This is a genomic window from Candidatus Thiodiazotropha sp. AKAK2 (assembly GCF_058244685.1).
In genome coordinates, this window is the sequence record NZ_JBSYOP010000027.1 from 61,977 (window position 1) to 74,234 (window position 12,258).

Annotated in this window: 8 protein-coding genes; 2 read left to right on the forward strand and 6 right to left on the reverse strand. The window is 53.1% G+C overall.

What is annotated here, in order from left to right; translation table 11 throughout:
- Positions 1–118 precede the first annotated feature (118 nt).
- From AC4IE8_RS11815 to rnr, 3 genes are read right to left on the reverse strand one after another with little or no spacing between them, the layout of a single operon-like run.
- A complete protein-coding gene (locus AC4IE8_RS11815; protein WP_490791087.1) occupies positions 119–877 on the reverse strand; it encodes a TIGR04219 family outer membrane beta-barrel protein in 759 nt (252 codons plus the stop codon).
- A 59-nt stretch (positions 878–936) separates the two neighbouring features.
- Complete coding sequence (gene rlmB / locus AC4IE8_RS11820) at positions 937–1,677, reverse strand: 23S rRNA (guanosine(2251)-2'-O)-methyltransferase RlmB (protein ID WP_490791088.1); 741 nt, start codon at positions 1,675–1,677, stop codon at positions 937–939.
- Positions 1,677–4,016 (reverse strand): ribonuclease R, encoded by a 2,340-nt coding sequence (gene rnr / locus AC4IE8_RS11825; protein ID WP_490791089.1) that lies wholly within the window; start codon positions 4,014–4,016, stop codon positions 1,677–1,679. The genes rlmB and rnr overlap by 1 nt, the downstream gene beginning before the upstream one ends.
- 339 nt (positions 4,017–4,355) lie before the next feature.
- Here rnr and AC4IE8_RS11830 point away from each other — a divergent pair, with 339 nt between their 5' ends.
- Positions 4,356–6,338 (forward strand): monovalent cation:proton antiporter family protein, encoded by a 1,983-nt coding sequence (locus tag AC4IE8_RS11830; RefSeq protein ID WP_068993730.1) that lies wholly within the window; start codon positions 4,356–4,358, stop codon positions 6,336–6,338.
- 69 nt (positions 6,339–6,407) lie between these two features.
- Here AC4IE8_RS11830 and lysS read toward each other — a convergent pair whose 3' ends face one another.
- The 3 genes from lysS to AC4IE8_RS11845 all read right to left on the reverse strand — a co-directional run bounded on the left by lysS (position 6,408) and on the right by AC4IE8_RS11845 (position 10,386).
- Positions 6,408–7,901, reverse strand: a complete 1,494-nt coding sequence (gene lysS / locus AC4IE8_RS11835; RefSeq protein WP_490791090.1) for a lysine--tRNA ligase — start codon at positions 7,899–7,901, stop codon at positions 6,408–6,410.
- A gap of 66 nt (positions 7,902–7,967) precedes the next feature.
- A protein-coding gene (prfB, locus tag AC4IE8_RS11840) for a peptide chain release factor 2 (protein ID WP_490791091.1) occupies positions 7,968–9,066 on the reverse strand; the annotation gives its coding sequence in 2 pieces (ribosomal slippage) (positions 7,968–8,990 and positions 8,992–9,066; 1,098 coding nt in all).
- 447 nt (positions 9,067–9,513) lie between these two features.
- Complete coding sequence (locus AC4IE8_RS11845; RefSeq protein WP_068993745.1) at positions 9,514–10,386, reverse strand: DUF1521 domain-containing protein; 873 nt, start codon at positions 10,384–10,386, stop codon at positions 9,514–9,516.
- A 311-nt stretch (positions 10,387–10,697) separates the two neighbouring features.
- Between AC4IE8_RS11845 and AC4IE8_RS11850 the strand changes: the two genes are divergently transcribed.
- Complete coding sequence (locus AC4IE8_RS11850; protein ID WP_490791092.1) at positions 10,698–12,239, forward strand: FMN-binding glutamate synthase family protein; 1,542 nt, start codon at positions 10,698–10,700, stop codon at positions 12,237–12,239.
- Positions 12,240–12,258: the final 19 nt, after the last annotated feature.

Here is a 12,258-nt window from a genome sequence, read left to right on the forward strand (position 1 = left end):
GCCGCAAATGAACGCCAATCACCGCAAAATGTCGTGAATAACTACTATTTTGTTGTCAATTTTGGCGTGTATTTGCGGTAAATCTCTTTAGGGCCACCAGGGGGCGGAGGATGAGTCCTTAGAAGTCCACGTCCAATCCCAGGTAGAAGCCGTCGAAATCCCAGTCGGTATAGACCCCATCCAGATCATCCAGCTCGAGTAAAAAGCTCCGGTAACCGCCTTTCAGGCGCAGATCCATCGCCAGATTGTCGATCAGGCTATAGGCCAGGCCGAACTGGTAGTCCTGCAGTTTATGGTCCCCAACACTGAGTATGTTGAGATCACCGTAAACCCACAGCGGTGTTGATGGTATGCCTACCTGTGCGGCGCCATAGAGCATCGGCACGTAACCTTTGAAGCGGTCCTGTGAGGCCTGACTGGTACCGATATCCTCGACCCGGATGTCACCATCCAGATATTTCAGATTCAGTCCGAAATCGAATGACACAAGATCATTGTCGAACAGTTCATAATAGAAGACGAAGTCGGTGCTTTGCATGTCGAACTCGACATCCACCTCACGACCGGCGGAAAATGTCATGCCCGCATAACGAAATGTTTCGCTCAGAACCATATCCCCGTCTGAGCTCAAATCATTGGTTCTGACTTTCAGATTCGGTACCAGTGGTACGGGATGTTCAAAGGCGATCGAAACGACCCCTTTGACCTCGGTTCCCAGGTCGAAAAACTGCAGATCCGATTCAGAGATATCGGAAATGGAACCGGATGAGTCAATATTCCATAGGTCTATGCCTGCGGTAAATCCCAGCAGCGTATCTGCCTGCACCTGAGCGCTCGAGAGAACAGACAGCAAGGCGAGACAGGAAAGTTTTCTCATCACATTAAATCTCCAATTAAACTGAATCATTCCCAAAAATAGATTTCGAAACCAAGCATCTACTGGCGTTGCCTGAGCGCTTCATAGAGTGACACACCGGCCGCCACAGAAACATTGAGGCTTTCCACACTTCCCTGCATTGGCAACTTGACCAACAGATCGCAGTTTTCCCGGGTGAGTCTGCGAAGCCCCTTCTCCTCTCCCCCCATGATCAGGGCGAGCGGTCCGCTCAAGTCAGCCTGATACAAAGTTTGCTGCGCTTCGCCGGCGGTACCGATCAACCATACGCCCTCGGCCTTCAGCCACTTCAGGGTTCGTGCAAGATTGGTCACTTGAATCAACGGCACTGTCTCGGCCGCCCCACTCGCCACTTTTCTCACCGTAGCCGTCAAGCCGACCGAGCGATCCTTTGGTATCACAATGGCATTCACTCCTGCACCATCCGCGGTGCGCATGCAGGCACCCAGATTGTGCGGATCCTTAACCCCATCGAGTATCAACAGCAGCGGTAATCCACCGAGTCGCTTGAGAAGCGCCTTAAGATAGGGCTCATCCTGTACCTGTTGCTGTCGGATGCGAAGCGCTACCCCCTGATGGTGGCTCTCCTCGACCTGCTCATCGAGTTTTCTTCCGGTGATTTTCTGACAGCTGACACCGACAGCCTCAGCCAGAGAGATCACCTCCCGGATTCGGGCATCATGACGAGCGGCATCAACCAGCAGCACTTCAGCCGCCCTGTTCTGTTGCAGGGCGGCTTTTACTGCATGCAGGCCCAATATCCAGGATCGTTGATCAGACATTAATTGGATTTGCTTTTACGGCGCTTCTTTTTGCTGCTTTTTTTCTTACTGCTATCAGACTGTCCAGAGGTGCTGGTGTTGGTGCTGCTTTTGCTTTTGCTTTTCCGTTTCGATCTTCTTCGCTTCGGCTTTGGTTTTGATTCGACTTCGCTCAATGCCGGTTTGGCCGGCACGAAATCGATCTTGCGATCATCCAGGTTGACCTTGGCTACAATGATCGTCAATGGATCTCCCAGGCGTAGCACTTTGCCGGTGCGTTCGCCGGTGAGCCGGTGTCCTACCGGATCATAGTGGTAGTAGTCGTTGTCGAGCGCCGTGATATGGACCAGACCATCGACATAGATCTCCTCAAGCTCAACGAACACACCAAACGAGTTGACACTGGTGATGATGCCGCTGAAGGTCTCACCAACCTTGTCCTGCATGTATTCGCATTTCAGCCAGTCCAGGGCATCGCGGGTCGCCTCATCAGCTCGGCGTTCAGTACTGGAACAGTGCTCTCCAAGACTCTGCAGCTCAGATTTCGGATACTCGAAATCATCGGGCTTGCGTTTGGAGATCGCATGTTTCAGAGCACGGTGAACAATCAGATCAGGATAGCGGCGTATCGGTGATGTGAAGTGGGTGTAGGCCTGATAGGAGAGTCCGAAGTGGCCCACATTGTCCGTGCTGTAGACCGCCTGGGAGAGTGAACGAAGCAGTACGGTCTGGATCAGATGCCGATCGGGTCGCTGCCGAATCTGATCCAACAGGATCGCATAGTCTCCGGCAGTCGGCTTTTTACCACCTGGCAGACTCAGGCCCAGCTCGGCAAGAAACTCCCGCAGATCGGTCAACTTCTCTTCTGCCGGCCCTTCATGAATGCGATAGAGGGCCGGTACTTTGTTGCGCAGGAGAAACCGTGCAGCGGCCACATTTGCCGCCAGCATGCACTCCTCAATGATACGGTGGGCATCATTTCTGACCACAGGAACGATCCGTTCCACCCGTTTGAGATCATTGAACTCAATCCGGGTCTCTGTGGTATCGAAGTCGATGGCGCCCCGTTCGGCACGCTGTGACTGCAACACCTGATAGAGCTGATAGAGATTGTGCAGATGAGGCAACAGCTCAGCGTGTTGTGCCGTCAGCTCCGCATCACCCTCCAGCATTGCCGCCACATCATCATAGATCAGGCGGGCATGGGAACGCATTACCGCGGTGAAAAACCTGGAGCGGGTAATCGTACCCTGTTTGCTGATATAGAGTTCGCAGGTCATGCAGAGTCGGTCTACCTGCGGATTGATGGAGCAGAGACCGTTTGACAGCACCTCCGGCAGCATCGGGATCACCCGGTCTGGAAAATAGACGGAGTTACCCCGGGTTCTTCCTTCCTGATCGAGGGCGCTGGCAGGCTCCACATAGTGGGAGACATCGGCGATACAGATCAGCAACCGCCAACCTTTGGGTTTTGGTTCACAGTAGACCGCATCGTCAAAATCCCTGGCATCCGCACCATCGATGGTGACCAGTGGCAGCTCTCTCAAATCGACCCGACCCTGTTTATCTTTCTCGGCGACTTCGGTGGTCAGGGATTTGATCTGCTGAGTGACCTCATCCGGCCAGTCGACCGGTATGCTATGGGTGCGGATTGCGATATCTGTCTCCATACCCGGACCCATGTGATCCCCCAGCACCTCCTGGATACGACCGATGGGCGGTGTGCGTTTGGTGGGTTGATCCAGAATCTCCGCAACTACCATCTGCCCCTGATCAGCCTGGTTGATCTCACTGGAGGGGATGATGATATCCTTGCTCAGGCGTTTCGAATCGGGTACCACGAAACCGACACCACTCTCCATATAGAGTCTGCCGGCCACTCGGCTGGTATTCCGCTCCAGCACCTCGACCACGGCAGCCTCCAGGCGGTTCCTGCGGTCCAGTCCGGTCACCCGAACCACCGCCCGGTCGTCATGGAATACCGGTCTCATCTCCTTATAGGAGAGATAGAGGTCGTCACCCCCGTCATCCGGACGAAGAAAACCGAAACCATCCGCATGACCGATCACCCGGCCGACGATCAGATCCCGTTTATTGACCAGACAGTAGTTCTCATTGCGGTTGCAGAGTAACTGGCCGTCTCTCTCCATGGCCCGCAAACGGCGTCGCAGTGCCTCTAACTGTTCCTCCGACTCAATCTTCAGTTTATCCGCCAGTGCATGACGATTCATTGGAATCCCCTCTTCCTCCAGGGTTTCCATGATGAACTCCCGACTGGGTATGGGATTCTCGTACTTACGCGATTCGCGATCCCGGTACGGATCCTTATGAGTCGCGCCTTTTTTAGATCTTTTTGCCACGGTATTTCATTCTTTTGCTTTAAATCCGTTGATTTTAACACTTAAGTGTTTATTACCCCATGAATTATTGACCCGGCGGCCAAATAGTTCGCTCACAATAGCCTGTCTTTAATAGAAACAGAATGTTAGGGACATCAAGACAGCCCTCACTCTGGCTTGTGGCACTTGACAGGGGACAACCACTCTCTTCGAACCAGGCCTTGATCGATGACTGACTTGATGCCCCGAGTTCGAACGGCTTGGCCACTCGGCTTGTATTTCCGTACTCATGTTGAATGGATTTCTTCAATCGATTTGCGCAAACTGACACTCCTTAAGAAGCCCCAAAAAAAAACACCGATGAACATCCATACCCTTCAGATCATTCTCCTGCTGCTTGCTGTCTCGGTATTGACGGTTACCCTGTTCCGACGCATGCACCTGCCGCCCATACTCGGCTATCTGATTGTCGGGATCCTGGTCGGCCCCTTCGGCGGCGGCATGATCGCTTCCAACGAAGACACAAGATTTTTGGCTGAATTCGGGGTGGTTTTTCTGCTCTTCACCATCGGTCTTGAATTTTCCCTTCCACAGATGATGGCCATGAAAGGGGCTGTTTTCGGCCTGGGTGGGACCCAGGTTCTGTTAACCGGTATTGTCGCCGCGTTGATTGCCTGGTTGTTGGGACTGGAGACCTCCGCCGCGTTGATCACCGGAGCGGTTCTGGCGCTCTCCTCCACAGCCATTGTCACCAAACAACTCTCTGAACAGGTGGAATTGAATACGGACCATGGACGTTTGGGGATCAGTATCCTGCTGTTCCAGGATCTGGCGGTGATCCCAATGCTGGTAATCATCCCCCTGCTCTCGGCAGGCGGCTCTGACGGCATGCTGATGCCGCTTGTCTGGGCACTGGTCAAGGCGGCGGCGGTGTTCGCGGTCATCATGGCCTTCGGCCACTGGATTCTGCGGCCACTGTTTCACGAGATTGCCCGCGCCCGATCTGCCGAGCTGTTTACCATGACCGTACTACTGGTCTCGCTGGCTGCCGCCTGGCTGACCCATGAAGCGGGACTCTCCCTGGCCCTTGGTGCCTTTCTCGCCGGTATGATGTTGGGCGAAACAGAGTATCGCCACCAGATTGAAGCGGACATCCGACCTTTTCAGGATGTGCTGCTCGGACTCTTTTTCATCACCGTGGGCATGCGGGTGGATCTCAGCTCACTGCTGCCGATACTCCACTGGGTCACCCTCGCAGCCATTGTGCTGATCGTCTTCAAAGCCGGCATCATCTTTCTCATCGGATATCTCAGCAAACGACCGATTGAGGCCAGTTTCCGCTCCGGTCTGCTGCTCGCCCAAGGTGGCGAGTTTGGTTTTGTGTTACTCGATTTGAGCCTCGAATCGTCACTGCTTCCCTCGGAGACGAGTCAGATACTGTTCGCGGCGATCATCATCAGTATGGTGATATCCCCGTTTCTGATCCGTTATAACGGCCGCCTGGCACAGCTGTTCTGCTCACTGCGCAGTTCCACTGCAAATCAGAGACCCATCGATGACCTGGTGCATGAGGCAGAACATCTCGAACAGCATGTGATCATCTGCGGCTACGGTCGTATCGGGCAAAACCTTGGGCGGCTACTGCAAAACGAAGGGTTTCCGTATGTTGCCCTGGACCTGGATCCGACGGTTGTGCAGGAGGCACATGAAGCGGGTGAACCGGTACACTTCGGTGACGCCAGCCGACAGGAGATCATCCAGGCAGCCGGTATCGTCAGAGCCGCTGTAGTGGTGATCACTTTTGAAGAGCACACCACAGCACTGAAAATCCTCCACCATCTGAAATCCAACTACCCGGAAATCCAGGTGCTGGTGCGCACCCGGGACGACACACACATGGAAACCCTGGAACTGGCCGGAGCGACAGAGGTTATGCCGGAAGCGGTGGAAGCGAGTCTGATGATGGGTGGCCAGCTACTGCTGCTGCTCAAGGTCCCCGGTTCCCGTATTCTCAAGATCATGCGTGAGATCCGTGAGAATCACTACAAGCTACTGCGGGATTTCTATCATGGCCAGGAGGCGATCGATATCGAGCATGATGAGGGATTCCAGGAGCGTCTGCATACGGTAACCCTGCCCAATCGGGCTTTTGCCGTGGGTCACACCATTGAAGACCTGCACCTATGGGACTGGGAGGTAAGTGTTACAGCCGTACGTCGCGGCGGCATCCGGGGTGAAGCACCTGGGCCTGAAACCCGCTTGAAGGAGGGTGATGTACTGGTGCTTGCCGGTACACCACACCACCTGGAGCATGCTGAAGGCTTGCTATTGTATGGTCACTAACCGACTATCAGCATTCGTATAGACAACAACTGAATGATCGATCTGCCGCCCTGCCTGCAGTAGCTGACCCTATTCAGGCCGCATATGGGGGAACAGCAACACATCCCGGATGGAGGGCGAGTCGGTCAACAACATCACCAATCGATCGATGCCGATGCCCTCCCCGGCAGTGGGCGGCATGCCGTGTTCCAAGGCCCGCACATAATCATCGTCATAGTGCATGGCCTCATCATCTCCAGCCTCTTTTTCGGCCACCTGGTTGCGAAAACGCTCGGCCTGATCCTCCGCATCGTTCAACTCGGAAAAGCCATTGGCAATTTCACGCCCACCGACAAAAAACTCGAAACGGTCTGTAACGAACGGGTCGTTGTCATTACGCCTTGCCAAAGGTGAAACTTCTGTGGGATAGGCGGTGATGAAGGTTGGATTCATCAGACGATGTTCCACTGTCTTTTCAAAAATCTCGATCTGTACTTTTCCCAACCCATAACTGGACTTGATGGGAATCTGCAGTCTCTCCGCGGTGGCTGTTGCCTGTTCCAGAGAATCGATCTGTTGTTCGGTCATATCGGGATTGAAATGCAGGATCGACTCTTTCACCGTCATGCGCTGGAAGGGTGCGGCGAAATCGTAACTGTCACCCTGGTAGCTGACCTGCTGGGTGCCCAGCACATGCTGGCAGAGATCCCGCAACATGGCTTCAGTCAGATCCATCAGATCATGATAGTCTGCATAGGATTCATAGAACTCCAGCATGGTGAATTCAGGGTTATGCCTGGTGGAGAGCCCTTCATTGCGGAAGTTTCGGTTGATCTCATACACCCGCTCAAAGCCGCCCACAACCAGGCGTTTCAGATAGAGCTCCGGTGCGATACGCAGAAACATATCCATATCCAGCGCATTATGCCGGGTGGCAAAGGGTCGGGCTGTGGCGCCCCCGGGGATCACCTGCATCATCGGCGTCTCAACTTCCATGAACCCCCGCCCATCGAGGTAACTGCGGATGAATTGAACAATCCGGGTGCGCTGACGAAAGGTCTCCCGGGAGGCCTCATTCATGATCAGATCCACATAACGTTGACGATAACGCAGCTCCTGATCAGACAGGCCATGGAATTTTTCAGGCAGTGGACGCAGCGCTTTGGTCAGCAACTTCAAGCTGTCGACCTTTACCGAGAGCTCCCCGGTCTTGGTCTTGAACAGCACACCTTCAGCACCGATGATGTCGCCAATATCCCATTTTTTGAACTGCTGGTTGTAAAAACCCTCCTCCAGGACATCCCGCTGAACAAACAGCTGCATACGACCGGACATATCCTGCAGATGGGCAAAACTGGCTTTTCCCATCACCCGGCGACTCATCATTCGCCCGGCCAGACTGACTCTCAGTGAGAGGGACTCCAGCTCTTCATCGCTTTTAGCATCATATTCTGCATGCAACTCGCCGGCCATGCTGTTGCGCCGGAAGTCATTGGGGAAGGCGTTACCGCCATCACGCAACTGTTGCAGTTTTTCACGACGCTGGGCGATGAGTTTGTTTTCGTCCTGTGTCTGATCATTCATAGTCTTGTCAACTCAGTTAGGTCTAACTTCTTTAATACTTGGCTTACTGGTCTTGGCGAGGTTCTGTCACAAACCGCTTTTCAAGCTTGCTTCGATAAACATATCGAGTCCGCCATCGAGCACCGCTTGGGTATTGCCGGTCTCTACACCGGTTCGCAGATCCTTGATACGGGAAGCATCCAGGACATAACTGCGGATCTGGCTACCCCATCCGATATCGGATTTGGTCTCCTCGAGTTCCTGCTGTGAAGCGCTACGCTTCTGAATCTCGAGCTCGTAGAGTTTGGCTTTCAACTGCTTCATTGCCGTGGCTTTGTTCTTATGCTGTGAACGGTCGTTCTGACACTGCACCACGGTACCGGTAGGATTGTGAGTGATACGTACAGCGGATTCTGTCCGGTTTACATGCTGTCCACCCGCACCACTGGCCCGATAGACATCGATTCTCAGATCGGCAGGATTGATCTCGACTTCGATGGAATCATCAATCTCCGGTGAAACGAATACGGCAGCGAAGGAGGTATGGCGCCGATTGCCGGAATCGAAGGGGGATTTCCTCACCAACCGGTGGACACCGATCTCGGTGCGCAGCCAGCCGAATACATACTCACCTTCAAAACGTACCGTGGCACTTTTGATTCCGGCGACCTCCCCGGCAGAGACCTCGATCAGTTCGGTCTTAAAGCCACGATGCTCTCCCCAGCGCAGATACATGCGCAGCAGCATCTCCGCCCAGTCCTGAGCCTCAGTTCCCCCGGAACCGGCCTGTATATCGAGAAACGCGTTACAAGCATCGGTCTCGCCGGAGAACATGCGTCTGAATTCCAGGCCTGAGACCTGTTTTTCGTAGTCGGAGAGATCGCTCTCTATCGAGGAGACAGCGGTTTCATCACCCTCCTCCACCGCCATTTCCAGCAGTTCCGAGGCATCGCCCAGACCTTGGTCCAGCTCATCCAGGGTTAACACCACGTTTTCAAGGGTCGAGCGTTCACGCCCGAGTGCCTGGGCCCTATCCGGATCATTCCAGATTTCAGGGTTTTCCAGCTCTCTCAGGACTTCTGTCAGGCGCTCCTGTTTGGCTTCGTAGTCAAAGATACCCCCTGAGGGATGCCGCCCGTCTCTTCAGGTCATCGATCAGATGGTTGATGGGATTGATATCTTGCATTGCAACACCGGCCGGGAAAAAGCGGGGATTCTACACTACCTGAGATGTAGCAGAAAGCCTCAACACATTCCAAGCTGCCTAGTGCTGAACGGCAGATCGAGTGTGCAAATTGAGGGGGGCGATATAAAGCAGCCCCATATCGATCAGGGGTCAGCCTGCCCAACTCAGACAATCAGAATAATCGCACTAACTATTATCTTTAATTTCATACAGTTAGCGTCAGAAGCAAGCAATTTTCAATTTTGCGCAAACTGGTTACAGGTTGAAAACGGAGCCAAATGGGAAAACCATGAGTCCGGATATCCGCATTTCAGACAGCCAATTGAGGGTCGTTTCCGAGCAGACGATTCAGTCGGCAGGTTTTATGGTGTCGGATGTATTAAGAGCCACATCCGACACCTCTGGATCAAACTGCCGACTCAGCCGTGGCAGTCAGCCTGTTAGTCATTATTTGTTCCAGCTCCAGTCCATCAGACCGGTAACCAGGAACAGTCCCAATGCACGACCGAAGTCCTGACAAAACTCATAGGGTTTCTCCGCCCCGGGTTTGGTCACATTGAAATCCTCCTGAGTGGCCATTTCCCCGGTCTCCGGATTGATCCAACCCTCACCACAGGCATTTTCACTCACCACGAAGCCATCAGTAACCAGCAGATCCATCAGTTGACCGCCCCTGTCACTCTGGTTGATCTGCATATCGCCAACCTCATTCTGACTCAATCCGGTGACCTGTATCACCTTATCCCCTTTGGTGATGGTCAACTCATTGGCAACGTACATATTCTCATTGCCTTTCCATTTTTCGGTATCAATGGTGATCTTGGTTCCGTCTTCCAATTGGAAGGTGGTCTTACCCCAGAAATCCACATCGGTTTTTCCATCCCCGTTCCAGTCCACATGGGGATCACCCCAGATGTTGGTCTCTTCACCATTCGCTTTGTTGCGAATGATCATTTGTGACTTGTTTTCATTCAGCTCAAGTTCGTATTTATCGCCAAGATCGATGGTCGCCCGACCGTTCTCCTGCTGACAAACCGTCCACTCCTGTTCAACAGGACATTGAGGTTCCTCGGGACAGGCTGGTTCTGATGGGCAGGACGGTTCTGGTGGACACTGGGGTGGACGTCCTGGAATGTTCATCTGTACGTCGGGTCTAAAACAACCACCTGCCATAATGGAGCTCATGGCTTGCCCCTGAGGCTGAAACAGGCAACGGATCTTGAATAGAGAGGGCAGACAGAACTGTTGATTGCCGGCGTTACTCAACAGGGAACAGAGTCCAGCTGCATTCATTGGATTGGTTGGTGAGAAAAACGTCATCGGAACACTCCTTATTTCGGATCAGGTGGCAACTGGTGTTCAATAGATCACTTTCAATGCACACCAACAAGCTGGGAATTACCCTATCAGTGTTAACCCCAGTGATCACCAAATGGAAAAGCCATGACAACTGCGCCCCCTCTGATCTTATTAACCCGGCGACCCGATAATCTTATAAAAAAGTTATAAAAAAGTGACACAGGTTTTTTCAAACTCGACCATCATCCAGGAGGAGAGCGATAAATTGTTTCGATTGACCACATCCAACCAGGTCAATCCACCGTACCCTATACCAGGAGGATAGAATCACTATGATGACGACACTCGCAGAGAGCTGGTTTTTTGGTTTTATTGAAATTCTAACGGTAGTCTTCATTTTCCTGATTGGTATAGCGGTCTTGGCCGTTGCGGTCATCTATGTGATCGATGTGACACAAACCCGTCAGACGATTCGGCGCAACTATCCAGTAATCGGACGATTCCGTTACTTCTTCGAACACCTGGGGGAGTTTTTCCGCCAATATTTTTTCGCTATGGATAGGGAGGAGCTCCCCTTCAACCGGGCAGACCGATCCTGGGTCTACCGGGCGGCCAAGGATGTCAACAACACCATCGGTTTCGGCTCGACGCGGGATCTGCGCCACTCCGGTTCAATCCTGTTTGTAAACTGTCCCTATCCAACCCTTGGCGAGGATGCAGTACCAACCCAAAAGATCGTCATAGGGCCAAACTGCAACACACCTTATGAAACCAACTCTTTAATCAATATCTCCGGGATGAGTTACGGTGCCCTGTCGATACCTGCGGTCAGATCCCTCTCCATGGGCGCCAAGGCGGCAGGCTGTTGGATGAATACAGGTGAAGGCGGCCTCTCCCCCTACCACCTGGAAGGCGGCGCCGACCTGGTGTTTCAGATCGGTACGGCAAAATTCGGCGTCAGGGATGAGCATGGCGAACTGTCAGATAAGCAGCTTCGGCAGGTCGCAGCCCACCAGGCTGTACGGATGTTTGAAATCAAACTCAGCCAAGGAGCAAAACCGGGTAAGGGAGGTATTCTTCCAGCCGCTAAAGTCACTCCGGAGATCGCTGAAATCCGTGGCATCAAGCCAGGCGCAGACGCGATCAGCCCAAACCGTCATCCGGATATCAACAATCCTGATGATCTATTGGATATGATCCAGCGCATTCGACGCGTTACTGGAAAACCGGTTGGCTTCAAGACGGTGGTTGGCGCCTACGGTTGGCTGGAAACCCTATGTGAGCGAATCATCCAACGGGGTGATGACTGCGCCCCCGACTTCATCACCATTGACGGTGCGGACGGCGGTACAGGCGCTGCACCGATGGCACTGATGGATTACGTGGGATTGACCCTGCACGAAAGCTTGCCGATGGTAGTCGATATGCTCTGTGAATATGGCCTCAGAAGCCGTATCAAAGTGATCTGTTCAGGTAAACTGATCACCCCCGCCGGGGTTGCCTGGGCACTGGCGATCGGCGCTGACTTTGTGGTTTCAGCCCGGGGATTCATGTTTGCTTTAGGTTGTATACAGGCTCTGCAGTGTAATAAAAACACCTGCCCCACCGGCATCACCACCCATAACAAGAAACTGCAACGTGGCCTGGTCTCTACCGAGAAGACAAAGCGGGTTGCCAACTATGTAAAAAACATGAGCTATGAAGTCGGTCTATTGGCCCACTCCTGCGGAGTTAAAGAGCCTCGTGAACTGAAAAGGTTTCATGCCCGAATGGTGGTCGAGAATGGAAAATCCCTGCCATTGAATGAACTCTATCCACCGGTTGAAAAACCAACCGCTGAAGTCTTGTTATCGAAGCATCAGACACCACAATGAGATTGATCGCTCATTCGTG